The sequence below is a fragment of the Pseudoxanthomonas sp. CCNWLY206-1 genome (assembly GCF_039710385.1).
GTDB lineage: Bacteria > Pseudomonadota > Gammaproteobacteria > Xanthomonadales > Xanthomonadaceae > Pseudoxanthomonas_A.
In genome coordinates this window covers 398,137-422,707 of record NZ_JBDKXI010000002.1, presented here as the reverse complement: position 1 = coordinate 422,707, position 24,571 = coordinate 398,137, and the positions used below count along the sequence as shown (strand labels likewise).

Below are 24,571 nucleotides of genomic sequence, written 5' to 3'. Positions count from 1 at the left end.
ACACCCATAAACCCTTCGCCGCTCGGTGCGCCCCTCTCACCCTTCCCCCGCATCGATTATGCGTCACCCACGTCGCTCCTACGGGTAAACGTTCGCTTTAGTCGTCTACAGCTACCATTCGCTTCATGGACTCCCTCGTACGCGATTCGATGCAGGAACCCGCTGAGCAGCTAAGTGCTTGGTTGACGGCGTTTGAGCGGGTATTCGTACTGACTGGCGCTGGGTGCAGTACGGCTTCCGGAATCCCGGACTATCGGAACACGGACGGGGAATGGAAGCGGCCGCCGCCGGTGACTTATCAGGCATTCGTCGGCGACCCAGCCGTGCGTGCTCGCTATTGGGCTCGCAGCTTGGTGGGCTGGCCGCGCGTCGCCAGCGCGACGCCCAACGCAGCTCATGTGGCTTTGGCGCAGTGGCAGGCATCGGGCCAGCTCTCCGTGCTGGTCACGCAGAATGTCGATGGTCTGCATCAGCGCGCCGGCAGCGGCGCTGTCATCGATCTGCATGGGCGTTTGGATGTGGTCGTATGCCTGACTTGTTCCGCACGGCAGTCGCGGGCCGATATGCAGCAGCGGCTACAGGATGACAATCCGGAGTGGATCGGATTGGGGGCGGCGAGTGCGCCGGATGGCGATGCCGATCTGGAAGGCTACGATTTTGACTGCTTCCATGTTCCGGGTTGCTCAATATGTGGGGGGCTGTTGAAACCGGACGTGGTGTTCTTCGGCGAGAACGTTCCGCGGATCCGCTACGAAGCGGCACGCACAGCGTTGGAGGATTCTGGCGCGGTGTTGGTGGTGGGCTCGTCGTTGATGGTCTATTCCGGCTACCGCTTTGCGCGCTTGGCGCATGAAACGGGAAAGCCGATAGCGCTGCTCAATCGCGGACATACCCGCGCCGATCCCATTGCTGATCTGAAGCTGGACGCCGATTGCGTGGAGACGTTGCCGCGCGCGTTGACTCGCTATGACTCCATTCCCATGCCCCGGGTTATTTGATTGCCGGTCGGCATCTGGGGAAATGTAGGAGCGGCGTCCCGCCGCGAGCTTTTCATGTCTCTGCCGCGATAATGGGACGAACAAAGAAAAGCTCGCGGCGGGACGTTGCTCCTACGTTAGGTGTTGAGAGGTGTTTCAGCCTCCCAGTTTCTCCCGCAAGCGGATCGCGTCGAACGGCGCATGCACCTTGGCATCGTTGTCGAAATAGCAATACAGGTCGCGCGATCTTCTCCGTGGTGGCGCCAAGTCGCTGAACTTCTGCGCATCTTCCGATTCGCTTCCCGACGTCCATCGGCGGATGCGGTCGGCCCACCGGTCCAAGGCAGTTTCGGAATAACCGCTGACGTACAACTCCTTGTCGCCATGCAAGCGCAGGTACATGAAGTCGGCGGTGACATCCTCTGCGTAGGGGAAGCGGCCCGCGCTATCCGCTACCACGAGCGCGATGCGGTGCCGGCGCAGCAGCCGGATAAAGGGCGTCTGGGCGAAGCTGGGATGACGGATTTCGATCGCGTGCCGCAGCGGAAGTGAGTCGCCCGTCGGCAAAGCCGTTCGTCCTTTCATGCGTGAGCGCTCACGACGCCGGGCAAGTGCAAGCGCGCTTTCGGTATTCCGCGGCAACGCATCGAAGAATGCTTCGAAAAGCGCCTCATCGAACTGCAGGCTAGGCGGAAACTGCCATAGCAGCGGTCCCAGTTTGGGGCCAAGTTGCAGTACTCCGGACGCGAAGAAGTTCGCCAGTGGTTTCTCTATGCCGCGCAGGCGCAGCACGTGGGTGATGTAGCGCGGGCCTTTGACGGAGAAGACGAAGTCTTCCGGTGTTTCATCGCGCCAGCGGGCCCAGCTGGCAGGCATTTGCAGGGAATAGAACGAGCCATTGATCTCGATGCTGGGAAAAGCGCGCGACGCGTATTCCAGTTCGCGCCGTTGCGCGAGACCGGCGGGATAGAAAACTCCTCGCCACGGGGCATAGCGCCAGCCCGAAATGCCGATTCGGATAGCCATTCACGGAGTCTGACGCGGGTGATGGCGAAGGCGGGTGAAGGCTGCTTTTCAGTGCCGAAGAGAGCTCGCGGCGCGACGCCGCTCCTACCGGTTTGGTGGCGTTGCCGATGTCGACTGCCAAGGCGTTCCTTGCTGAGTGAGCGTCCGATAGACCGGACAAGCCGGCTGATGCGCGCCCGGAAGATACCCCAGGCTCATCAGGAATTCGCCGGTGATCTCGCCGCCGGTGAAGCGGAACGTCTTTTTGAACAGCTTGATCCACTCCGGCTTGTCCCTCGGGTGGTGGGCGTCCAGCCATTGCGCGAAGCCGCCATGGGACGCGCGCAGGCGCTGGATGACCTGGGCGTTGTGGATGGCGGCGTCCACCTTCAGGCGATTGCGGATGATCCCTGGATCGTCCAACAGACGGGCCCTGTCTGGTTCGCCGTAAGCGGCCACGGTGTCCACATCGAAACCGCCATAGGCGCGGCGGAAGCCCTCGCGCTTCCTCAGGATCGTCTCCCAGCTCAATCCCGCCTGGTTGATCTCCAGCAGCAGGCGCTCGAAAAGGACGGCTTCCTCGCGCTGGGGAAACCCATATTCCTGGTCGTGGTAGGGTCCATGAACGGCATGGCCGGGGGCAAAATCGCAGTAACTTGGCATAGGGCTAGAATACCGCCATGTCAGACGCTATTTCCCCCCTGGCCAACCAACTGCTGATCGCCTCGCCGGCGTTGGACGACCCGCATTTCGCGCGCAGCGTGGCGTTGATCTGCCAGCACGACGATGAAGGCGCGATGGGTGTCGTGGTCAACCACCCTTCGGAATACACCTTGGGTGAAGTGCTGCAGCAGATGAACCTGGATACCCAGGACGCCGCACTGCGCGAGCAGATCGTGCTGAGCGGCGGGCCGGTGCACCCGGAGCGCGGCTTCGTGCTGCACGACGATGCCCGCGCCTGGGAATCGACGCTGGAAGTGGCGGCCGGGCTATACCTGACCACGTCGCGTGACATCCTTGAGGCAATGGCCGGCGGCAACGGACCGGCGCATGCCATCGTGGCGCTAGGCTGTGCCGGCTGGGGCGCGGGGCAGTTGGAGTATGAGTTGGGCGAAAACGGCTGGCTGACCGCGCCCGCCGACGCCGAATTGCTGTTCGCCGTGCCGCTGGAAAAGCGCTGGCAAACCGCCGGCAGCCGCATTGGCGTGGACATGACTCGGCTCACCGACTACAGCGGCCACGCATGAAAAGTGATCCGCAAGGCATCTCTGAATCCGGTCCTCGCGGCGGCGGTAATACGCTCTTCGGTTTTGGGAGGAGCTTATGAAACTCGACGGTACTGTCCTGGGCTTCGACGTCGGCGCGCGCCGCATCGGCGTGGCGGTGGGCAGCGCTTTTGGTGTGGGCGCCCGTGCGCTGGCGGTGATCGACGTGCATGCAAACGGGCCCGACTGGGCGGCTATCGACAAGCTCTATGCGGAATGGCGCCCCGACGGCCTGGTGGTGGGCGATCCGATGACCATGGACGGCGGTGACCAGCCTATCCGCAAACGCGCCCATGCTTTCGCCAGAGAACTGCGCACCCGCTACCAATTACCGGTAGTACTGGTGGACGAACGGGCCAGTTCCATCGAAGCGGCGCAACGTTTTGCGTTGGACCGCTCCGAAGGCCGCAAGCGCCGGCGCGATGCAGCGGCGTTGGATGCGGTGGCGGCAGCAGTGATCATCGAGCGGTGGCTGGCGGCACCGAACGATGCGATGAAGGTGGTTTAGAGCGCATGTGGAAGTGAGAGTGGACCGCTTCGTACTCACTCCAAAGTTCATAATATGCTCCGGTTCCATCCCCTTACCCGGCCTCGCTTCCTGGCGGAAGCGCGGCGATGCGACGCGGCGGTTAGCACATGACCCAACAAATTGATTCCGACGGACACTTGCGGCACCTGCTGACCTTGGAAGGCCTGCCTAAAGAGATGATCTGTCGGCTACTGGACCGGGCCGGCCAGATTCGCGATACCGCCCTGGGCCGAACCCAGCGCCGTCACTCGCTGGATGGCACCACCATCTGCACTTTGTTCTTCGAACCTTCCACGCGTACACGCAGTTCCTTCCATATCGCCGCCCAGCGGTTGGGCGCGGATGTACTGAACGTCGATGCGTCGACCTCATCCACCCGCAAGGGGGAAACCGCGCGCGACACGCTGCGCAATCTGGAAGCGATGGGCGTACGCGGCTTTGTCGTCCGCCATGCCGAGGATGGTGCCGTGGCGACGTTGGCCGGGGAAGCGGGCGAGGGCACGACGCTGGTCAACGCGGGCGACGGCACCAGTGCGCATCCCACCCAGGGTTTGTTGGACGCGCTGACGTTGCGCCAAGCCAAGGGCGCCGATTTTTCCAAGCTGAAAGTGCTGATTGTCGGTGACGTCAAGCACTCGCGGGTGGCGCGCTCCGACCTGCATGCGTTGCGCGCGCTCGGCACCGGCGAAATCCGCGTATGTGGACCGAGTGCGCTGCTGCCCGACGACGCCACGCTGGCGGGTTGCACGATCGGCAATGATTTCGATGAGATGCTGGAAGGCGTGGATGCGGTGATGATGCTGCGGTTGCAGCGCGAACGCATGGAAGAGGGCCTGGTCTCCTCGCTGGAGGACTACCATCGCCAGTACGGTCTGACCGCGCAGCGGTTGTTGCGCGCGGCGAAGGACGCGGTGGTGTTGCATCCCGGCCCGATCAATCGCGGCGTGGAGATCACCGATGAAGTCGCCGACGGTCCGCAATCGCTGGTGCTGCGCCAAGTGAGCAATGGCGTCGCCATCCGCATGGCGGTGCTGGAGACGTTGCTGGGGTGAGCAGAATGCTCTTGTAGGAGCGCCGTCCCGGCGCGAGCTCTTCGCTTCTATCGCGATCTGCCCGTAAGAGCTCGCGCCGGGACGACGCTCCTACAGGATGGCTTTTATAGGTCTGAGCCTTGTGGAAACCGCCGCAACGCTTCTTCGACGATGGCCAATTGCTGCTGGGCTTCTTCGTTACCCTCGGCAGCCGCTTGCCTTACTTGCTCCAACGACGGATGCGACACGATCAGCAGCAGATTGGCGCACTGGGGACACGCGTAGTCGGTGACCTCGTCGTGCAGTTCCATCGCCATGTTCCTGCTGTCGCCTTGCCATCCGCAGACGCAATCGAGCACACGGCTGCGCCATCCGGGCGCGAAGTAGTCATGGACGATTTCAGCCATGGCGTCGGCTCAATCGCGGCGCTGCGCGAACAGCCACGTCCACAATTCGGTCGACGCATAGGCCGAATCCCAGGCGTTGTGGCTGGCATCAGGAAATTCGGTGTAACGCACATCGGCACCGGCAGCCTTCATGGCGGCATACAGCCGGCGCGATTGCGCTGGCGGCACCACATCATCTTTCGCGCCATGGAACATCCAGGTCGGAATGGCGCGCAGCTGTTGCGCCGCATCGGCAAAGGGATCGGTGTGCGACGCGACGCTGGAAACTTCCAGGTCGTCCAGATCGGGCCGCGTGCCAGGCGGCGTGATGCCGCCACACACAGGCGCCAGCGCGGCGAATCGTTGCGGCTGCATTATCGCGAGTTCAAAGGTGCCGTACCCGCCCCTCGACATGCCGGTCAGGTAAATCCGATCAGGATCGCCACCGAATTCGTTGATGGCCACATCCAGCGCCGCGAACGCCATCTGCGCGACATCGCCATCCCACGAGCGGCCATCCGGCGATTGCGGAAATACCACGATCGCGGGGAAATCCTTGGCGTGAGCTCGGACGTACGGGCCCAGACCGGCCTGGGTCTGTTTTTCACCATCAATGCCGCGTTCGCCGGAGCCGTGCAGGAACAGGACCACGGGCGTCTTGCCTTCGACCACTCGGGACGGAACAAACACCTGATACCGATGAGTCTGTCCGTTCAACGCCAGCTCGCGTGGGACGAACCGGCCGCCAGTGGATTCCTTGACATGGGTGCAAGCAGGCATCAGCAGCGCCGTGGCGATGAGGAATGAAGAAATTCGTAGTGCGTTGAGGAATCTGGACATGGCGGCATTATGCCGCGCCCCGGTAGCTTTTTAGTGCGCGTGATCAAGAACGCGCCGCAGCGCATCCAGATGGGCTGGTTTTCTTTTGTAGGAGCGGCGTCTCGCCGCGAGCTCTTTCCGTCAGATCGCAACAGAAGCGAAGAGCTCGCGGCGAGACGCCGCTCCTGCAAGAGGCGGCGGGGATACGCCTCCGCTAATGCAGCAAAAATACCGTCGCCAATCCCAGGAAGGTGAAGAAGCCCATCACATCCGTCACAGTGGTCAGGAAGATGCCACTGGCAAGCGCAGGATCGAAACCAAACCGCTTGAGCGTCAATGGAATCAGCACACCCGCGGACGCGGCCAGCAGCAGGTTGATGGTGAGCGCCGTTGCGATGACCAATGACAACTGCGGATCGCCGAACCAGAACCAGACCACCATGCCCAGCACGAAACCAAGCGCCAGCCCGTTGAGCATCGCGATGCGGGTTTCTTTCCACAGCAGGGTATTGAAGTTGGATGCGCCCACCTGGCCCAGCGCCAAGCCGCGCACCATCAGTGCCAATACCTGGGTACCGGCGTTGCCACCCATGCCGGCCACGATCGGCATCAGCACCGCCAGGGCGACCAGGCGATGGATGGTGTCCTCGAAACGCCCGACCACGCTGGCGGCCAGGAAGGCTGTGCCCAGATTGATGGTCAGCCAGATCAGGCGACGGCGAAAAGCGCGCGGCACGGGAGAGAACAGATCTTCATCCTCATCCAGGCCGGCAGCGCTCAAGGCCTGGTGCTCGGCCTGTTCGCGGATGATGTCCACCACGTCATCGATGGTGATGCGGCCCAGCAGGATGTTGTTGTCGTCCACCACCGGTGCGGAAATCCAGTCGTGGTCGGAGAACTGGCGCGCGACTTCCTGCGCGGATTCTTCCACACCGATGGCGGGCTGCTGGTCGTCGATCAGGCGGTTGATCGGCGTGGTGTCTTCGTGCGTGACCAGAGAGGCCAGCGAGACGCGGCCCAGATATTGATGGCGCCGGCTAACCACGAACAGATGATCGGTATGGTCCGGCAACTCGCCGCGCAGGCGCAGGTAACGCAGCACCACATCGACATTGACGTCGGCGCGGACCGTCACCACGTCCGGGTTCATCAGGCGGCCGGCGGTATCCTCCGGATACGACAGCACTTGCTCCAGTCGCTCGCGGTTCTCGCGATCCATCGACTTGAGCACTTCGTCGATGACAGTATCAGGCAGATCCTCGACCAGGTCGGCAAGGTCGTCGATATCCAGGTCTTCGACCGCGGCGATGATTTCGTCCGGGTCCATGTCGGCCAGCAGGCTTTCGCGGACTTCTTCGCCCACGTGCACCAATACTTCACCGTCGTCCTCGGCATCCACCAAGCCCCATACGATCTGGCGCTTGGCTGGCGGCAGGGATTCCAACAGGTTGCCGATCTCGGCCGGCGCCAAGGTGTTGACCAACCGGCGCACTGGACCCAGCCGGCCGCTGTCCAAAGCGTCGGAAAGCAGGCGCAGTTGACGTGCGGTCTTGTCATGGCGGACGGCTTCGGCCATACGGCGCTCCGAAACGGGGGCCCATCCGCAAGACGGATGCGCCGTGGCATCAAGTGTTCATCAGGGCATTATCGCTCGCCACTGGGAATATGGACACCCCGCATTTTGTTGTTGCCGGCGCGACGTAAGTCGCGGCCGGAAGAAAGCCGAGCCTTGACACGGATTAAAGCGCAAAGAGCCGTATCAGCAGTGAATGCGTTTGTCCGCGTCTGAACGTTCGGATTTTCGGTCCACTCACGTCGCACCTACGACAACAGAAGACTCAGGCCGTGGCCGACTTCAGCCAGCGCTCGATACCGGCGCGGTCGCGGGCCTGCAGCAGTAGCTTCGCGCGGCCCAGCAGTTTGGACAGATCGCTTTCGCGGATTACCCGTCGCAGCTCTAGCAACGTCGCGGGATGCAGGCTGAATTCGGTCAGACCGAGTGCCAACAATATTGGCGCCAGGCGCGGATCGCCGGCCATTTCGCCGCATACCGCCACCGGTATCTTGTACTCCGTGGCAGTGCTGATCACATGACGCAACAGACGCAGCACGCCGGGATGCAGCGGTGAGTACAGTTCACCCAGCGCTTCGTTGTTGCGATCGGCCGCGAGCAGATACTGCACCAGGTCGTTGGTGCCGATGGACAGGAAGTCGACCAGATCGACAAAGCCGTGCAGAGCGATTGCGGCCGCGGGCACTTCGATCATGGCGCCCAGCGGCAGGTGTTCGGCCAAGGCATGGCCGCCTTCCTTTTGCAGTTGGGCGACGACGCGCTTGAGCCGGCGACGCACCGCCAGGATTTCCTCGCGGCTGCTGACCATGGGCACCAGAATGCGCACCGGTCCATAGCTGGAAGCGCGGGCGATGGCGCGCAGTTGGGTATCGAACACGCCGTCTCGGGCCAGCGACAAACGCACGCCGCGCAGACCTAGCGCCGGATTGTCTTCGTTGCTCAGCGTCAATCCAGTCCGGTCCGCCTTGTCGGCACCCAGATCCAAGGTGCGGATGGTGACCGGCCTTCCGCTCATGCCCAGCACCATGTCGCGATAAGTGCGGAACTGTTCCTCTTCATCCGGCAATTCATTGCGTTGCAGGAACAGGAACTCGGTGCGATACAGACCCACGCCGGAAGCGCCGAAGGCGTGGGCCTTGGCCACATCGTCCAACGACTCGGCATTGGCGTACAACGCGATGTCGACGCCATCCTTGGTCCGGGTCGGCTTGGTGCGCAGCCGGCCCAGCTCGCGTTGTTCCTTGGCGGCCTCGCGCAGGCGTGCGCGGTATTCCTGAAGATCCGCGGGATTGGGATTGACGACCACTTCGCCGGTGCTGCCATCGACGATCAATACATCGCCATCATTGATGCGCTGCAGCGCGTGTACTGTTCCCACCGCCAGCGGCAGGTGCAGGCTGCGCGCCAGAATGGCACTGTGCGAAAGTGTGCTGCCGGCGGAAGTGACGATGGCTACCACGCCGTGCGATTGCAGTTGCGCCAGTTCCGATGGCGCCACGTTGTCGCTCACCAGGATTTCGCCGGCAACGCCATGGGTGTCGACCGCGCGCTTCTGCAGATGCGCGTGGATGCGGCCGATCACATGATCCAGATCGTCCATGCGGCTTTTCAGATAGGCATCATCCATGCCATCGAATACAGCCGCCAAGCGGTCCCGTTGAAGGCGCAATGCGTAGTCGGCGGAGTAGCGGCCGGTACGAATCAGTTCGTCCAGGCCCAGCAGCAATTCCGGGTCGTCGAGCAGCAATGCATGCAGATCAAGGAACTCGCCGACCTCCTTGGCCAATGCGCCGTGCAAGCGTGCGCGCAGGCCATGCATCTCGTCGCGGGTGGCTCCCACTGCCTGATGCAGGCGTTCCAGTTCGCCGGAAACTTCCTGGGCGGTGATGCGTTGCTCGGCCACGTCCAATGCGTGCGGCAGGCGGACCCGGGCGCGTCCGAGCGCACTTCCGCGCGACGCTCCATGGCCGACCAGCAGCAAGCGCATCAGGTGTCCTCGTCGAAACGTCGCTCGAACAGCGAGACGATGTCATCCATGGCTTTGGTCTCATTTTCGCCATCGACCCTCACGATCACCGGCGTGCCTTGACCGGCGGCCAACAGCATGACGCCCATGATGCTCTTCGCATTGACCTCACGCCCCTTCGCCTGCAGCGTCACGTTGCAGCGAGGGTAGTTGGCCACTGTCTGCACCAGCTTTGCAGTGGCGCGGGCATGCAGGCCCAGGCGATTGGAGATAGTGAGTTCGCGTTCAAGCATCGTCGTGAATGACTCCATTGCGTGCGCCGGTAGCGGCGGTGACCGGCAGATCGTCCAATCCCTGTTCCGAGTAGTTCATCACCCGCAGCAGCATGGGCAGACTGAGCGCGGAGACTCGCCTTACCGGCGTGCCCAGCCGGGCCAGCTGTCCTGCCAGGTTACTGGGGCTGGCGCCATACAGGTCGGTCAACACCAATACCCCATCGCCGTCGTCGACCCGGCGTAAAGCAGCCGATGCGTGCGGTAGCAGCACGTCCAGGTCGGCGTCGAACGGAACTTCGAACGCCTCGGTCTTCAGCGGCAATTGCCGCAGCAATCGGGTCGCGACGGCGAGGATCGATTCGCCGACACCAGGGTGAGTTATCAGGAGAATGCCACAGGCCATGGCCAAACGTTAACAGACGGCGATGACAGGCTGGAAGCGCCATCACCAGAATACGGTGTTGTGTGGGCCAGATATGGCGCTGTAGCGCCACCCGGCTCTGTAGGAGCGCCGTCTCGGCGCGAGCTTTTGCTTCGCCTGGCCGCCCAGGGAAGAGCCCGCGGCGAGACGCCGCTTCTACAGGCAGACGTTCCCCGCGCCCGCAGGCTTTCGCTCAATCCAGTTCGCGATGGAAAGTCGCTACTTCTTCCCAGCCCAGGCTGCGGGTGTGCCGGGCCAGCGTTTCGGCCAGGTACACAGACCGATGCTTGCCGCCGGTGCAGCCGAACGCGATGGTCACGTAGCTGCGGGTTTCGCCCCGCAGGCGCGGCAGCCAGGTGTCGAGAAAATGGCTGACCTGGCCGACGTACTCGATCACTTCTGGCTGGCTTTCCAGGTACTCGCGCACTTTCGGGTCGCGGCCAGAGTAGGGGCGCAGTTCCGGATTCCAGTGTGGATTAGGCAGCACGCGGGCGTCGAACACGAAATCGGCATCGGCCGGCACGCCTCGCTTGTAGGCGAACGATTCGAACAGCAACGACAATGAGGTGCCTTTGTTGAAGGCGAACTCGGCGATGATGCGGCGCCGAAGCTGGTGCACATTCAAATTGCTGGTGTCGATGATCACGTCGGCTTCGCCGAGCAGCGGTTCGACGATCTCGCGCTCGCGTCGGATGGCGTCCTGCAGCGACAGGCCTCCATGGCCCAGTGGGTGGCGGCGACGAGTGTCGGAATAACGACGCAGCAGCACTTCGTCGCTGGCATCGAAGAAAATGAGTTTGCCTTCCAGTCCCAGTTGCGCCAGCGCCGCGCGCCACTGCGCCAGCTTGGTCAGATCGCTATGGCGGCTGCGCACGTCGATGCCCACGGCGATTTTCTGCGGCAACACGTCATCGCGCATCAGGCTGCGGACGAACGACGGCAGTAGCTCGACCGGCAGGTTGTCGATGCAGTAGTAGTCCAGGTCCTCGAAGGTCTTCAAGGCGACGGACTTGCCGGAACCCGACAGCCCGCTGACGATGACGACCGTGGGAGAAGACGCTTCCGTAGCAGCGTTGATGTCTTCGCCGGTCTCGCCGATCTCGTGCATCTCGCGAGTCATCGTGTGCTCTGTTCCAGCAGGTTGCTATGCCGGGCGACGAACATGGCGGCAGGATCGATGCCCTTGGTACGCAGGATGTGCAGACGGGTGGCGGCCTCGGTCAACACGGCCAGATTGCGGCCCGGCATGACCGGGAGCGTGATCAGCGGAACATCGAGATCCAGCACATGCCGCGTGCCGCTGTCGCCGGTCAAGCGTTCGTAGCCATACGGATTGGGTTCGGTCATCGGCCGCGTCAAATGGACGATCAGGCGCAAGTACTTGTTCTTCTTCACCGCGGTGTCGCCAAACATCTCGCGCACATTCAGCACGCCCAGGCCGCGCACCTCCAGCAGGTCCTGCAGAAGTTCCGGACACGTGCCATCCAGCACGTCAGGTGCGATCTGGGTGAACTCCGGCGCATCGTCGGCTACCAGCCTGTGGCCCCGGCTCAGCAACTCCAGCGCCAGCTCGCTCTTGCCCGAACCGGCTTCGCCGGTGATCAGCACGCCTATGGAATAGATTTCCATGAACACGCCATGCAAAGTCACCCGCGGCGCGAGTGTGCGCGCCAGGTGATACGACAGATGATTGAGCAGTTCATGGCCACGCTTGGGCGACACCCATAACGGTGTGTCGGACTCATTGGCGGCTTCGCGCAGGTCCTCGGGGCATTGCTGATTTTTGCTGATCACCAGCGCCAATGGGCGGAACTGGACGATTTTCTCGATGGTTTCCCAGCGCTGGCGGGAATCCAGCGAATCCAGCCAGCTGAGTTCCTCGGTACCCAGGATCTGTACCTTGTTGGGGTAGACCGCATTCAGATAACCGGCCATGGACGGGCGGCGTGCAACCGTGTGACCGGCCTCCAATACGCGATTCTCTCCTTTCTGCCCCGCCAACCAGCGCAGAGCCAGTTTTTCCTTCTGCTGATCGAACAGCTCGCGGGCGGTGATGCTGGTGTTCATGCGCTGTGATTCGAATAGGAAAGGGTCCGGGCAAGCCGCGCCACTGTGCGTGGTGCGGCACCGCGGAGCCGTCGGGGATGGCAACCCGCAGGCTCCAACGACAATGCCGGTAAGGACGAGTGTAATGCGATGGAACCGCCATCGCGAACTCGCCTTGCGGGCTGGTGGAATTGCTCGTGGGCCCAACCTTCAGTCCGGCCGCCTCGAAGGCGAGGAACCCGCCGTCGCGCAGGGAACAAGACGGAGCGGCGTTACCCGGCGATGACCTGCGAAGGCCGAACTCGCGACGAGCGCGCCGCTCCCAATCTACCCGCGTCCACCATCTGTTAGCGTCCACGCGCCTGAGCGCCGGCTCCGGCGAGTGGCTAGCGGAAGACGGTGGGATTCGGCAGTGGCGTCAGTCGGCGTTTTCGCCGCGCGGACTGCGTTGCATGTCGGTCTTTTTCTTCTTGTGCTTCAGCAGGAGACGGTCGAGTTTGTCGGCCAGCGCATCGATGGCGGCATACATGTTTTGCGCATCGGCGTCGGCATGCAGGGGAGGGCGACCTACCACGGAGAGCGTGGCCTCGGCCACATAGTCGGGCTTGCGGGTGCTGAGTTGCGTACGGACTTCGAAGTGTTGATCAAAGTGGCGTTCCAGCCGCTTCAGTTTGGTCTCAACGTACTCACGTAGGGCGGGAGTGACTTCGATTTCGTGGCCGTAAGTCTCGATACGCATCGTGATATCTCCTTCTTGGGTCTGGTAAGCCGCACGGAGTGTGCGAGTAGCGCGTCGTAGTGAAGACAACGCGAAAGGTCTCTGGGTTCCTGCGATCTCCTGGTAAATGAAGGGAAGTAAGGACTAGTGCCTGTTGACGCTATTGGGCAACAAGAAGTCCTTGCGACAAAGATGGGCTTGAATCGGCCAACTATCAACCGGTAAATCCCAGTTCTTTGGTCGAACCCACGCTTTTGCTTGCACATTCCAAAACCGTTAAACGGTCCCGGAAACGCGTTGCCGGCGTGGGATGAGATGTGCGGGCTACCAGCTGATGCGCGCTAGCTGATGCGGACCCGCTCATGCGAAGACAGGATGTTCATCGCCTCGCGGTATTTGGCGACGGTGCGTCGCGCCACCGGTACGCCCGAGGCTTTCAGCAGCTCGGCCAACTTGGCATCGGACAAAGGCTTGCGCGGGTTTTCGTTTTCCACCAGTCGCCGGATCATGGCCTGAATGGCGGTGCTGGACGCCTCACCACCGCCGTCGGTATCGATGCCGGAAGCGAAAAACGCTCGCAGCGGCAGTGTTCCACGAGGCGTGCGTACATATTTCCGGGCGATGGCACGTGAAACTGTGGATTCGTGGAGGCCGACCTCCTGAGCCACTTCGCGCAACGTCAGCGGGCGCAGGGCCTGTTCGCCGAATTCCAGGAAGCCAGATTGTTCCCGCAGCAGGCAGCGTGTCACTTTCAGCAAGGTTTCCCCGCGCGCCTCCAGGCTTTTCAGCAGCCAGCGGGCTTCCTGGAGATGACCGCGCAGATAGCCTGCATCGCTTTCGCCGCACTGCCGGATCATCTGTTCGTAGCCGCGATGGATGGTGATCTTCGGCAAGGTGTTGCCCGCCAGTGCGGCGCGCCAGACACCGCGCTGGCGCCAGACCACGCAGTCCGGAACCACATAGGTGTCGTGGCTCAGTTCGCCGATCTGGGCGCCCGGTTTCGGGTCCAGGCCGCGCAGCAGCCGAACCGCTTCTTCGACGGCGCTCACCGGGCGCTTGAGCTCGCTGGCCAAACCGCTGACGCCGCTTTTCGGCAACCGTTCCAGGGCGCTGTCGGCGATCAGCAGCGCCAGCTCCTTTCCGGGGGTGTCGTCACTGAGCACCGCCAATTGCAGGTGCAGGCATTCGCTTAGCGTACGAGCGCCCACACCGACGGGGTCGAATCGCTGCAGCTGATGCAGTACGACCAGGATTTCGTCTTCATCGACCTGCAGATCGGGTTTCATCGCATCGGCGATGCTGCTCAGGGGCTCGCGCAGATAACCGTCATCGTCCAGCGCATCGATCAGCGCCGCGCCGATCCGGCGATCCTGCACGGACAAATGGGAAAGGTGCAGTTGCCATAGCAGATGGTCGTGGAGGGTGTCCGGTTCCACCATGCGCTCGGCAGCGCTGCCTTCTTCGTCGTCATCAAAGGAGCCGCCGCCTCCCGCACCGGCCCATGGACCGTCGTCGGGCGACCAGTCATCGCCCGGTCCGCTGTCTCCGTCTTGCTCCGGTGCGCTTCGTTCTTCGGGTGGCGTGTCGGCGGACGGAGGGGCATCGTCGCCCGCGGTGCCGGCATCTTCGGCCCAGTCCAGCAGCGGATTGCTCTCGACTGCCTCGGTCAGTTCGACTTCCAGTTCCGCCGTGGACATCTGCAGCAGCCGGATGGCCTGACGCAACTGTGGCGTCATGACCAACTGCTGTCCCAGCGATGTTTGCAGGCGTGGTTTCATTCCCGACCCATGAAGCGCGATGGACCAGCCATAGCCGGTCGGGTCGCGGATCAGAGGCGGAAAGCTTCGCCCAGATAGACGCGACGAACGTCCGGATTGGCCAGCAACGCATCCGGCGCCCCCTGCGCCAGTACCGTTCCGGCATTGAGGATATACGCCCTGTCGCAGATTCCCAAGGTCTCGCGCACATTGTGATCGGTGATGAGCACACCGATGCCGCGGTTCTTGAGATGTTTGACGATGCGCTGGATTTCGCCGACCGAAATCGGATCCACGCCGGCGAATGGTTCGTCCAGCAGCATGAGGCGTGGCTTGGCGGCCAACGCGCGGGCGATCTCACAGCGCCTGCGCTCACCGCCGGACAGGCTTGCGCCAAGCTGATCTGCGACGTGGCTGATCTGCAGCTCGTCCAGCAAGGACGATAGTTCGCGCTCAATGCCGGCGGCGTCCAGGTCCTCGCGCAATTCCAGCACCAGCCGGATGTTGTCCGAGACCGAGAGCTTGCGGAATACCGAGGGTTCTTGCGGCAGGTAGCCCACGCCCAGCTTGGCGCGTTTGTACATGGGCTCACTGGTGATGTCGCGGCCGTCCAGTTCGATCTTGCCGGCGTCCGCCGCGACCAGGCCCACGATCATGTAGAAGCAGGTGGTTTTGCCGGCACCGTTGGGACCCAGCAGACCGACCACTTCACCCGCATCCAGCGTCAGGCCGAAATCGGCGACGACCTCGCGTTGTCGATAGCGCTTGCGCAGACCTTGGGCGGTCAGCATCAGTTCTTGCCCTGCGCCGATTTGGGCTGGATGACAGTACGCACGCGAGTGCCGTCACCGCCACTCTCCATGTTGCCGCTCTTGGTGTTGTAGACCATCTTCTGGCCGCTGTTGGAACCGCGCGGAGATTTCATCGTGTAGTTGCCGATGAAGGTGATGGTTTCTGATTTTATGTCGTACTCGACGCGGTCGGCTGTCGCATCCATCCAGCTGCCGTCGTCCATCTGCTGTTTCAACTTGACTTGCTTGCCGGTGAAAACGGCGCGCGAGATCTCACCGTCATCCAGATAGATCTCGCCGGTATTCGAACGGATTTCCAGCGAACCCTGGGTGACGATCACGCCCTGTGACAGTACGGTCTTGCTACTGCCTTCGAACGAGCCGGACTGATGGCCCGAATCAATGTTCATCGGCTGATTGCGGTCGGTGGACTTGGCCAGCACCAGCCCGGATACGAGCAGCAGCGACAGCAATGCGGCGCCAGCAGGCAGATTAGGGTTCATAGATAGATTTGACCTGCGACTTGAACTCGTATTCCTTGGTCTTGAGATTGGTCTCAAAACCGCGACCGGTGAGTATAGAGCCCGGCTGGGTGATGGTCACCGTATCATCGGACACTGCGACGTTCTTGTTGGGGAAAACATTCAGCCGCTGGGTCTGGAAGAGCGTCGGCTGCGCGGCGCCTTCCGGACTGGTTCCGCGGACCTCGCCGGTCAGGCGCAATTCCTCGCCCTTGGCGCTCATCCAGCCTTTCTGGGAGCGCATCTGCCAGTACTTCCCCTGCTCATCAGGCAGCAGAAACAGCGGGGTGGTGATGTCGAAAGTCTGGTCTTTCGGATTTCGGTGCATTTCCGGAGAACGCAACGTCAAGGCCTCCTTGCCCTGCCGGTCGAGGGCGATCATCTCGAAGTCCTTCATGATGTAGTCGGACCGATCCGCCACCACGCGTGCCGGCGGCGGGATATCGCGGTTGCGCCAGGCCGACCAGCCGCTCAGGACGGCGGCAACCAGCAAGACCAGCCCCAGTGCCATCCGCCAACTCATCCTGCGTCCTCCAGCAGCCGTTCCACATGCCCTTGCGCCGCCAGCAATAGATCGCAGGCTTCTCGCGCGGCGCCTTCGCCTCCTCGCGCCTGGGTGTGCCAGTGCGCGTGCTTTGCAGTCCACGGATGGGCATTGGCGGGTGCTATCGCCAGGCCGACGACCTTGAAACAGGACAGATCCGGCAAGTCATCGCCCATGAAGGCCACTGCTTCCAGACCGATGGTCATCTCGCTGCAGAGCTCCCGCACCTTGGCCAGTTTGTCCTTTACGCCGACGTGGACCTCCACGCCCAGTTCCTTGCCGCGTCGTTCCGCGACCGTGCCGCCCCGGGCCGTGATGAACACCACCCGTACACCCGCGCGGCGCAGCGAAGCCAAGCCCAGGCCATCTTGCACGTGGAACGCTTTCAGCTCGCGACCTTCACTATCGAAGTACAGCCGTCCATCCGTGAGGGTGCCGTCTACGTCAAAACATGCCAGCTGGATGCGGGAAGCACGGGCAATCAGGTCGGCATCGACGGCGTGCAGGTGGGAGATGGGCATCAGGGAAGTGAATGAGTGAGTGATGAGCGGTGAGTGAGTAGTGGCGAGCGAAAGATCGTGGTTATTTTCCATGAAGAAGAAGCTTAGACGTCTTCAGTCCTTGCAACATTTCTCAACAGCCGAACGGCGAGTCAAAGCGGATTAACTTTGGGAGCAATGGGCGTTGCGGCAATTGCTCGCCCATCTTTAGACCACGCGTGCGCGCAATAGGTCATGAATGTTCAACGCACCGACCGCGCGCTGATCCCCGTCGACCACGATCAATCCGCTGATCTTATGCGTTTCCATCAGGCGGGCAGCCTCCGCGGCGAGCTGATCGGCGCCGATGGTCTTGGGATTGCGGGTCATCAGATCGGCGATCTTCGCCGTGCGCACGTCCAGCGCGGCATCGTCCAGGGTGCGGCGCAGGTCGCCGTCGGTGAACAGACCGATCAGGCGTTGCTGGTCGTCGACGATCGTGGTCATGCCCAATCGTTTGCGGCTCATTTCCATCAGCGCTTCGCTGAGCGTGGCATCTTCAGGTACGCGTGGCACGTCGTCTCCGGCGTGCATTACATCGGTGATGTGCAGCAGCAAGCGACGGCCCAGGCTTCCCGCCGGATGCGAGCGGGCGAAATCATCGGCGGTGAATCCACGCGCATCCAGCAACGCCACTGACAGCGCATCGCCCATTGCCAGCGAAGCGGTGGTGCTGCTGGTGGGTGCCAGGTCCAGCGGACAGGCCTCGACGGAGACGCTGACGTCCAAGTGGATATCGGCTTCCCGGGCCAAAGTGGATTGCGGGCGCCCGGTCATGGCGATGACGGGATTGCCTTGGCGTTTCAGCACCGGCAGCAGGGTCAGGATTTCATCCGACTCTCCGGAATACGACAGTGCCAGCACCACGTCCGCATCGGTGATCATGCCCAGGTCGCCGTGGCCGGCTTCGCCCGGATGCACGTAGAACGCCGGCGTGCCGGTGGACGCCAGCGTCGCGGCGATCTTGCGGGCGATATGGCCTGACTTGCCCATCCCGGTGGCGACCACCCGCCCCTTGGAACTCAGGATCAGCTGGCAAGCGGCGGAAAACGTGCCATCGATGCGTTCGGCCAGCGCATCCAGTGCGCGTGCCTCGATTTCGATGACGCGGCGGCCGCTGGTGGCCAGGCCAGCTTGCAGGTCGGCATCGGTTTTGGGGAGCGTCTGAGGCATGCGGATGCCGAGCCAAGGGTAGAATAAGCCGGACATTTTATTAGGAAAGCCCGTTGGACGCCGAAACCATCCGTAAATTGATCGAAACCGGCCTGCCAGGCGCCCAGGCCGAAGTGCAGGGCGACGATGGCGTGCATTTCGAGGCGACGGTGGTGGCGGAAGCCTTTCGCGGCAAGCTGCCCTTGGCGAGACACCGGATGGTCTACGCCACGTTGGGCGATCTGATGGGTGGCGCGATCCATGCGCTGGCCCTGAAGACGGTGACACCGGACGGTAAATGAGTGTCGCGGCGACAGCGCAGGCGAGCGGCAGCTGCCTCTGCGGCGGTGTCCGGTACCGCTTCAGTGGCGAGCTGGGACCGATCATGGTCTGCCACTGCTCGCGCTGCCGCAAAGCCAATGGTTCGGCCTTCCAGGCCACGGCGCCCGTGGCCACAGCGGATTTTCAGTTGCTGTCCGGCCAGGAATTGCTTGCCGAATACGAATCATCGCCGGGTGTATTCCGCGTGTTTTGCCGGGTTTGCGCATCGCCGCTTTACAGCCGGCGCACGGCGACGCCGGAGGTGCTGCGGTTGCGAATAGGTAGTCTGGATACGCCTGTCGGCGGCCGACCTGCGTTGCATATTTTCACGGGATCGAAGGCCGAATGGCACGAAATCCACGACGACGCACCCCAGCACCCCAACGCCCCTGACAAGGTGCCGCTGCCGGATCAGCGCCGATAATCCGCTCTCACCCTTTTCATTCCTCTTCTCTCCCGAGTCCCCGTCCTCATGCAGAAAATCGTAGTCACCGGCGGTAATCCGCTGCACGGCGAAGTCACCATCTCCGGCGCCAAGAACGCCGTATTGCCGATCCTCTGCGCCACGTTGCTGGCCGATGCACCGGTGGAAATCACCAACGTGCCGCATCTGCATGACGTGGTGACCACGGTCAAACTGCTGGGCGAACTGGGTGCCGGCATCAGCATCGACGAAGGCACGCTGTCCAAGGGCAGCGGCATCACCGTGGATCCGCGCAGCGTCAACCAGCATGTAGCGCCTTATGAGCTGGTCAAGACCATGCGCGCATCGATCCTTGTGCTGGGACCGTTGCTGGCCAAGTACGGAGCAGCGGAAGTGTCGTTGCCGGGCGGGTGCGCCATTGGTTCACGACCGGTCGATCAGCACATCAAGGGATTGCAGGCGCTAGGTGCGGATATCACGGTCGAAAACGGATTCATCAAAGCCGCCGCCAAGCGCTTGAAGGGCGCGCGCTACGTGTTCGATATGGTCACGGTCACCGGTACCGAGAACGTGATGTCGGCAGCGGTGCTGGCCGAGGGCACCACGGTGCTGGAGAACGCCGCGATGGAGCCGGAGATCACCGACCTGGCGGATTGCCTGATTGCGCTGGGCGCCGATATCGAAGGCGCGGGCACCGCGCGGATCGTGATACGCGGTGTGGAGCGTCTTTCCGGCGGCCGCCATTCGGTATTGCCCGATCGTATCGAGACAGGCACTTTTCTGGTGGCAGCGGCCATGACCGGCGGCAGGATCACCGCGCGGCGTGCGCGTGGGGACACCCTGGATGCGGTGTTGAACAAGCTTACCGAAGCCGGAGCGTCCATCGAGACCACCGCCGACAGCATCACGCTGGACATGCAGGGCAAACGTCCACGCGCGGTCAGCCTGACTACCGCGCCTTACCCGGCGTTTCCCACCGACATGCAGGCGCAGTTCATGGCACTCAATGCGATCGCCGACGGAGTGGGCGTGATCAATGAAACCATCTTCGAAAACCGCTTCATGCACGTCAACGAGCTGCTACGCCTGGGCGCGGATATTCGTGTGGAAGGACACACCGCCATCGTCCGTGGTGTCGAGCGCCTCAGCGGCGCGCCGGTGATGGCCACCGACCTGCGCGCCTCCGCGTCGCTGATCCTGGCAGGCCTGGTAGCCCAGGGCGATACCGTCATCGATCGTATCTATCATCTGGACCGCGGCTACGAGAATATCGAAGAGAAGCTGGGCGCGTTGGGCGCCAAGATTCGTCGCATTTCCTGAGGCGCATATGGCGAGCACACGTAAAGTTGAAGTCCGCAAGAATTTTTCGATGCGGCGCAAAGTGTTGCTGGGCTTCGTGGCGGTACTGCTGGCGGCCGTGGCGTATCTGCATTTCACCGGCGCCGCAGGTACCAGCGGGATTCCCAGCAAGGACATGGATTGGGATGGAGACGGCACGGTCACCGAGCAGGAAATCCTGCAGGCGTTTTATGCCGTGGTCGTCGACAAGACCAGCGAGGGCCCTCGCGAATGCCGCGCGTATGCCTGGCGCGCCGATGGGCGCTCTATCCGCGTGGATTGCAAGACTGTCATGCAGCCCGATGCTTCTGCAAAGGAATAAAAGACTGCGACAAAAAAGCCCGGCAATGCCGGGCTTTTTATTCCAATCAATCCTGACGGGATTTACTGCCAGGATTTGATCTGCAAGTCGATCGAGTCCTGCCCATTTTCGCGTTGCAGGATCCTCGCCGGCACCGGCATATCAGGCACGATCCAGACCAGCATCTGCTTGTTGCCGTCGGTTCGCGTTACCTTGGTGGCTTCACGTGTTTTGCCGCCAATGGTGATCTTTTCCTTGCCGGCCACCTGGTAACTCATGGTCCGCGCCTTGCCGTTCTCGACCATACGGTAAGTCAGCGGCTTGCCGTCGGTCACGTCGCGAACGATGGCCAGGTTGACCAGCAGTGCGTCCATGTCGCCTGGCTGCAGCTTCACTGGGCCAGCGCGATCAGGCTTGACGTCGCCACTCCACGTGGCTTGTGCCTTGTTCCAGTCGTACACCGCGTTCACGGCTTTTTTCTTCACCAGGATGCGCGAGTTATCGCTGCTGGACAGGGGGCGTAGACGGCCGTTCTGCTCGTCGAAAGTGGTCTTCTGGCTCATGTCGACCACCTGGTTTTTTACCGTCAGGCTGTAGACCCAGCGGTTGCCTTGCTGGCTCAGAGTCATCTGTCCGTCGCCCGTCATGCCCAATGCATTGGCTTGATAGTTGGCGGTAAAGGCTTCGATGGCGAACGCGGGGGCAGCCGCTACGGTCAACAGGGCGATCGTTGCCAGCGCGCGGATTTTCAAAGTCTTGGCTAGGTTCACGTTTGGGGCACTCCTTGGTATTCGACCAGGCGCAAATCGATTTTGTCCTGGCCATCTTCCCGCTGCAGTATGCGGATGGGCGTGGGCACACCGTCGGCGACCCAGAAAATGGTTTCATCGTTGCCGCCATTGACGCGGCTCACGCGCATGGCGTTGTAGCTGAGGTCCTCGACCGCGATGATCTCGGCCTCGGGCGACACCGCATACTCATAATCGCGAGATCGGCCGTTGTCCACCACCCGGTAGCGCAATTGCTTCCCCGGCTGGGCGTCGCGGATCACCGCAAGATTCATCAGCAAGGCGCTCATGTCTCCCGGCTGCAAGGGAATCGGATCGCGCCGGTTTTTCTTGATATCTCCTTTCCATTGCGCCGTTTGCGACGCCCAGTCGTAGGTGCCGGTCATCTTCTTGCCGGCAAACAGCGCGTGCCTGACGGTGGCCTGGCTGATCGGGCGGAACTGTTCGCCGACCGTATCGAACAAGGTGCTCTGTTCGATATTCAGCCCGACGACCCGCGCGAAACCACGCGTGCCTCGAATGCCGAGATCAACTTGCCACCGCGAAGCTTCGTGCTGGTACACCTTCATGGTGGCGCTACCCGCCAGCTTGCCCTCGTTATACGCCTGATAAGTGGCTGTGAACGGTTCCAACGCGCACGCAGGCGCGCTAGCGGACGCCAGCAATGAGCCGAGCAGAAGGACGCGAGCAAGCACGGGGGGCATGATTCAGGGGGAAAGGGAGAGGTTACCGGACGAATCTAGGGTCAGGGGCTTTAATAGCGGCTGACCATCGCACAGTGGGTGGCCGTCCTGTTCAGTCAGCCGGCCGCTGGTCGCCAGTGCCGCGCAGGCGGTCAATAGCGCATGTTCACGCGAAAGTAGCCGCTCAGACAGGCTTTCAGGCGTATCCCCGGGAAAAATGGCGATAACCGCCTGGGCGATGACGGTTCCAGCATCCAGTTCAGGCACCACGAAATGCACGCTGGCGCCGTGTTCGACGTCACCCGCCGCCAACGCACGCGCATGGGTGCGCAAACCGCGGTACTTCGGCAGTAAAGACGGATGGATATTCAACAGTCGTCCACGGAATCGCGCAATGAAGTCATCGCCCAGGATGCGCATATAGCCAGCGCAGATCACCCAGTCGGGACGGCAAGCGGCAACCGCATCGGCAAGCACTTGGTCGAAGGCCAGGCGGTCGGGGAACGACTTGGCGTCCGCACTCCACCGTAATGCCTCCGGCACCTTTTGCAGTGCAGGCGCGTCGGGACGGTCGGAAAATACGCCCACCAGATCGGCCGGGAGGGTTCCTGCTTCCATTGCATCCAGCAGCGCCTGCAGATTGCTGCCGCGGCCGGAAACCAGAACAGCGATCCGCCGGCTCACGACTTCACCTGCCGGGCAGCGGCAACGTCGGACATGGCGGCGGTGGATCCACGCGGCCACGCAACAAAAGCGCCCAGCGTCGCCAGCAGCATGTCGGCATGCGCATCCCATATGTCGCCTTGCTGGCCGTTATAGGACTCGGCGGCTTCCGGCGACAATGCCAGCGCGATACCCCATTCCAGCCACTCGTATATCAGGCTGCTGCACATGATCAGCATGACGGCGATGGTGAACGCCTGTCGTGGATTCAGGGCCCAACGCTGGCCCAGGTAGTGCCGCAACGCCGGAGTGAAGCAGACGCCGTACAGCACATGGATGAGCCTGTCGGTGTGATTGCGCTGCCAGCCAAAAGCTTGGTCGGGCGACCACCCGAGCAGCGCCTGCAGCCAGCGATCGTAAGGAAAGTTGGAGTAAAGCCAGCGCGCCGCGATGCTGTGTACGCAAATGAAAACGCAGATCAGAACAAAATGCCGGGTCACCATCGGCCAGCGGCGGTCATGCCTCCATAGCCAGAACAAACCCACCACGGTCAAGCTGCTATGCAGTGCCTGTTCCGCCGGCCACAGCGGCGACAACCAAGTGGCAGCGAAGACGGCGAGCGTCAACGCTAACGCGATCTTCTTGCCCGGTTGCATGCGGGAGCTCAGCCGATCTTGACGCGTTCGGCGCTATCCGATTTCACCGTTTGGCCGATCCGCCAGTGCGCAAGGCCCAGCCGATCCAGGTCCGACTCCAGCGCCGGCGCTTGCTCCGGCGACACAATCAGCACGAAACCGATGCCGCAGTTGAAGGTGCGCCACATTTCGGCGTTCTCCACCGCGCCCTCGCGCTGTAGCCAGTCGAATACCGGGGGCAGCGACCAGGCGCTGACGTCGATATCCAGCCCCAGGCCTTCCGGAATCACGCGGATGATGTTTTCGGTCAGGCCACCGCCGGTGATATGCGCCATGGCGTGCAGGTCGTGCGCCTGCAACAGCTCAAGCACGGGTTTCACGTACAGCGTGGTGGGCGCCATCAGGGCGTCGACCAGCTTCACGCCGCCCAGGTCGAGTTCCGCCGGCCGGCCGGCACGGTCGTAGATGCGGCGGATCAGCGAGTATCCGTTCGAATGGGCGCCGCTCGACGCCAGACCGATCAGAAGATCGCCCGCACGCACCTTGGCCCCATCCAGCAACCGCGATTTTTCCACTGCGCCCACGGTGAAGCCGGCCAGATCGTATTCGCCCGGCGCATACATGTCCGGCATCTCGGCGGTTTCGCCGCCGATCAGGGCGCACCCGGACATTTCGCAACCCTTGGCGATGCCGCCCACCACTGCCGCGGCGGTATCCACGTCCAGCTTGCCGGTGGCAAAGTAATCCAGGAAAAACAAAGGTTCGGCCCCCTGCACCAGCACGTCGTTCACGCACATGCCGACCAGGTCGATACCGATGGTGTCGTGGCGGTTCAGCTGCTGGGCCAGCTTCAGCTTGGTGCCGACGCCGTCGGTGCCGGAGACCAGCACCGGCTCGCGGTACTTGCCCGACAGGTCGAATAGCGCGCCGAAACCGCCCAGGCCGCCCATGACTTCCGGGCGAAAGCTCCGCTTGACCAGGGGTTTGATGCGCTCGACCAGTTCGTTGCCGGCGTCGATATCGACACCCGCGTCGCGATAGGTCATCGGGGTGGAGGCGGGCGGCTTGGGCTGGGTCACGGGCGATCGTCTGCAGGGCAAGAG

General features: G+C 62.4%; 30 protein-coding genes. 8 read left to right on the top strand and 22 right to left on the bottom strand.

Annotated elements, in window-relative coordinates; all coding sequences use genetic code 11:
- The first annotated feature begins 149 nt into the window (after window positions 1–149).
- Window positions 150–998 (top strand): NAD-dependent protein deacetylase, encoded by an 849-nt coding sequence (locus tag AADW18_RS06105; protein ID WP_337342739.1) that lies wholly within the window; start codon window positions 150–152, stop codon window positions 996–998.
- 135 nt (window positions 999–1,133) lie between these two features.
- Here AADW18_RS06105 and AADW18_RS06100 read toward each other — a convergent pair whose 3' ends face one another.
- Complete coding sequence (locus tag AADW18_RS06100; protein WP_337342467.1) at window positions 1,134–2,003, bottom strand: DUF72 domain-containing protein; 870 nt, start codon at window positions 2,001–2,003, stop codon at window positions 1,134–1,136.
- Between the two features lie 84 nt (window positions 2,004–2,087).
- Window positions 2,088–2,645, bottom strand: coding sequence for a DNA-3-methyladenine glycosylase I (locus AADW18_RS06095; protein ID WP_337342466.1), 558 nt, complete (start codon window positions 2,643–2,645; stop codon window positions 2,088–2,090).
- Between the two features lie 17 nt (window positions 2,646–2,662).
- Between AADW18_RS06095 and AADW18_RS06090 the strand changes: the two genes are divergently transcribed.
- From AADW18_RS06090 to AADW18_RS06080, 3 genes are all read left to right on the top strand, one after another.
- A complete protein-coding gene (locus tag AADW18_RS06090; RefSeq protein ID WP_337342465.1) occupies window positions 2,663–3,229 on the top strand; it encodes a YqgE/AlgH family protein in 567 nt (188 codons plus the stop codon).
- A 76-nt stretch (window positions 3,230–3,305) separates the two neighbouring features.
- Window positions 3,306–3,755, top strand: coding sequence for a Holliday junction resolvase RuvX (gene ruvX / locus AADW18_RS06085; protein WP_337342464.1), 450 nt, complete (start codon window positions 3,306–3,308; stop codon window positions 3,753–3,755).
- 128 nt (window positions 3,756–3,883) lie between these two features.
- Window positions 3,884–4,828 carry an aspartate carbamoyltransferase catalytic subunit gene (locus AADW18_RS06080; RefSeq protein ID WP_337342463.1) on the top strand — a complete coding sequence of 315 codons (945 nt, stop codon included), beginning with the start codon at window positions 3,884–3,886 and terminating at the stop codon, window positions 4,826–4,828.
- Window positions 4,829–4,932: 104 nt separating this feature from the next.
- Here AADW18_RS06080 and AADW18_RS06075 read toward each other — a convergent pair whose 3' ends face one another.
- From AADW18_RS06075 to AADW18_RS06005, 15 genes are all read right to left on the bottom strand, one after another.
- Window positions 4,933–5,214, bottom strand: a complete 282-nt coding sequence (locus AADW18_RS06075) for a hypothetical protein (protein ID WP_337342462.1) — start codon at window positions 5,212–5,214, stop codon at window positions 4,933–4,935.
- A 9-nt stretch (window positions 5,215–5,223) separates the two neighbouring features.
- Window positions 5,224–6,033 carry a prolyl oligopeptidase family serine peptidase gene (locus tag AADW18_RS06070; protein WP_337342461.1) on the bottom strand — a complete coding sequence of 270 codons (810 nt, stop codon included), beginning with the start codon at window positions 6,031–6,033 and terminating at the stop codon, window positions 5,224–5,226.
- Window positions 6,034–6,226: 193 nt separating this feature from the next.
- Window positions 6,227–7,588 (bottom strand): magnesium transporter, encoded by a 1,362-nt coding sequence (gene mgtE, locus AADW18_RS06065; RefSeq protein ID WP_337342460.1) that lies wholly within the window; start codon window positions 7,586–7,588, stop codon window positions 6,227–6,229.
- 262 nt (window positions 7,589–7,850) lie between these two features.
- Window positions 7,851–9,572, bottom strand: coding sequence for a phosphoenolpyruvate--protein phosphotransferase (gene ptsP / locus AADW18_RS06060; RefSeq protein WP_337342459.1), 1,722 nt, complete (start codon window positions 9,570–9,572; stop codon window positions 7,851–7,853).
- A complete protein-coding gene (locus tag AADW18_RS06055; protein WP_337342458.1) occupies window positions 9,572–9,844 on the bottom strand; it encodes an HPr family phosphocarrier protein in 273 nt (90 codons plus the stop codon). Before AADW18_RS06055 ends, ptsP begins: the two co-directional genes overlap by 1 nt.
- Complete coding sequence (locus AADW18_RS06050; protein WP_337342457.1) at window positions 9,837–10,229, bottom strand: PTS sugar transporter subunit IIA; 393 nt, start codon at window positions 10,227–10,229, stop codon at window positions 9,837–9,839. The genes AADW18_RS06055 and AADW18_RS06050 overlap by 8 nt, the downstream gene beginning before the upstream one ends.
- A 211-nt stretch (window positions 10,230–10,440) precedes the next feature.
- Complete coding sequence (gene rapZ, locus AADW18_RS06045; RefSeq protein WP_337342738.1) at window positions 10,441–11,355, bottom strand: RNase adapter RapZ; 915 nt, start codon at window positions 11,353–11,355, stop codon at window positions 10,441–10,443.
- An 8-nt stretch (window positions 11,356–11,363) separates the two neighbouring features.
- Entirely contained in the window at window positions 11,364–12,314 is a 951-nt protein-coding gene (hprK, locus tag AADW18_RS06040) for an HPr(Ser) kinase/phosphatase (protein ID WP_337342456.1), read from the bottom strand.
- Window positions 12,315–12,711: 397 nt separating this feature from the next.
- Entirely contained in the window at window positions 12,712–13,032 is a 321-nt protein-coding gene (gene raiA / locus AADW18_RS06035; RefSeq protein WP_337342455.1) for a ribosome-associated translation inhibitor RaiA, read from the bottom strand.
- A gap of 320 nt (window positions 13,033–13,352) precedes the next feature.
- On the bottom strand, window positions 13,353–14,789 hold the full coding sequence (locus AADW18_RS06030; protein WP_337342454.1) for an RNA polymerase factor sigma-54: 1,437 nt from the start codon (window positions 14,787–14,789) through the stop codon (window positions 13,353–13,355).
- A 50-nt stretch (window positions 14,790–14,839) separates the two neighbouring features.
- Complete coding sequence (lptB, locus tag AADW18_RS06025; RefSeq protein WP_337342453.1) at window positions 14,840–15,559, bottom strand: LPS export ABC transporter ATP-binding protein; 720 nt, start codon at window positions 15,557–15,559, stop codon at window positions 14,840–14,842.
- Window positions 15,559–16,062 (bottom strand): lipopolysaccharide transport periplasmic protein LptA, encoded by a 504-nt coding sequence (gene lptA / locus AADW18_RS06020; protein ID WP_337342452.1) that lies wholly within the window; start codon window positions 16,060–16,062, stop codon window positions 15,559–15,561. Before lptA ends, lptB begins: the two co-directional genes overlap by 1 nt.
- Entirely contained in the window at window positions 16,052–16,603 is a 552-nt protein-coding gene (gene lptC, locus AADW18_RS06015; protein ID WP_337342451.1) for an LPS export ABC transporter periplasmic protein LptC, read from the bottom strand. The genes lptA and lptC overlap by 11 nt, the downstream gene beginning before the upstream one ends.
- Window positions 16,600–17,145: an HAD hydrolase family protein gene (locus tag AADW18_RS06010; RefSeq protein ID WP_337342450.1), complete on the bottom strand. Its 546-nt coding sequence runs from the start codon at window positions 17,143–17,145 to the stop codon at window positions 16,600–16,602. Before AADW18_RS06010 ends, lptC begins: the two co-directional genes overlap by 4 nt.
- A gap of 186 nt (window positions 17,146–17,331) precedes the next feature.
- A complete protein-coding gene (locus AADW18_RS06005; RefSeq protein ID WP_337342449.1) occupies window positions 17,332–18,336 on the bottom strand; it encodes a KpsF/GutQ family sugar-phosphate isomerase in 1,005 nt (334 codons plus the stop codon).
- Window positions 18,337–18,389: 53 nt separating this feature from the next.
- On the opposite strand from AADW18_RS06005, the gene AADW18_RS06000 reads away from it, so the two are divergent.
- From AADW18_RS06000 to AADW18_RS05985, 4 genes are read left to right on the top strand one after another with little or no spacing between them, the layout of a single operon-like run.
- Window positions 18,390–18,617, top strand: coding sequence for a BolA/IbaG family iron-sulfur metabolism protein (locus AADW18_RS06000; protein WP_337342448.1), 228 nt, complete (start codon window positions 18,390–18,392; stop codon window positions 18,615–18,617).
- Window positions 18,614–19,060, top strand: coding sequence for a GFA family protein (locus AADW18_RS05995; protein WP_337342447.1), 447 nt, complete (start codon window positions 18,614–18,616; stop codon window positions 19,058–19,060). Before AADW18_RS06000 ends, AADW18_RS05995 begins: the two co-directional genes overlap by 4 nt.
- Before the next feature lie 48 nt (window positions 19,061–19,108).
- Window positions 19,109–20,380, top strand: coding sequence for a UDP-N-acetylglucosamine 1-carboxyvinyltransferase (gene murA / locus AADW18_RS05990; protein ID WP_337342446.1), 1,272 nt, complete (start codon window positions 19,109–19,111; stop codon window positions 20,378–20,380).
- A gap of 49 nt (window positions 20,381–20,429) precedes the next feature.
- Window positions 20,430–20,720 carry a hypothetical protein gene (locus AADW18_RS05985; RefSeq protein WP_337342445.1) on the top strand — a complete coding sequence of 97 codons (291 nt, stop codon included), beginning with the start codon at window positions 20,430–20,432 and terminating at the stop codon, window positions 20,718–20,720.
- Window positions 20,721–20,782: 62 nt separating this feature from the next.
- Here the strand turns inward: AADW18_RS05985 and AADW18_RS05980 are convergent, their stop codons facing one another.
- From AADW18_RS05980 to purM, 5 genes are read right to left on the bottom strand one after another with little or no spacing between them, the layout of a single operon-like run.
- Window positions 20,783–21,469 carry a DUF3108 domain-containing protein gene (locus AADW18_RS05980; RefSeq protein ID WP_337342444.1) on the bottom strand — a complete coding sequence of 229 codons (687 nt, stop codon included), beginning with the start codon at window positions 21,467–21,469 and terminating at the stop codon, window positions 20,783–20,785.
- Entirely contained in the window at window positions 21,466–22,191 is a 726-nt protein-coding gene (locus AADW18_RS05975) for a DUF3108 domain-containing protein (protein WP_337342443.1), read from the bottom strand. Before AADW18_RS05975 ends, AADW18_RS05980 begins: the two co-directional genes overlap by 4 nt.
- Before the next feature lie 3 nt (window positions 22,192–22,194).
- Window positions 22,195–22,854: a phosphoribosylglycinamide formyltransferase gene (purN, locus tag AADW18_RS05970; protein ID WP_337342442.1), complete on the bottom strand. Its 660-nt coding sequence runs from the start codon at window positions 22,852–22,854 to the stop codon at window positions 22,195–22,197.
- A complete protein-coding gene (locus AADW18_RS05965) occupies window positions 22,851–23,489 on the bottom strand; it encodes a DUF2238 domain-containing protein (protein WP_337342441.1) in 639 nt (212 codons plus the stop codon). Before AADW18_RS05965 ends, purN begins: the two co-directional genes overlap by 4 nt.
- A gap of 8 nt (window positions 23,490–23,497) precedes the next feature.
- Window positions 23,498–24,514 (bottom strand): phosphoribosylformylglycinamidine cyclo-ligase, encoded by a 1,017-nt coding sequence (purM, locus tag AADW18_RS05960; protein WP_337342737.1) that lies wholly within the window; start codon window positions 24,512–24,514, stop codon window positions 23,498–23,500.
- Between the last annotated feature and the right edge of the window lie 57 nt (window positions 24,515–24,571).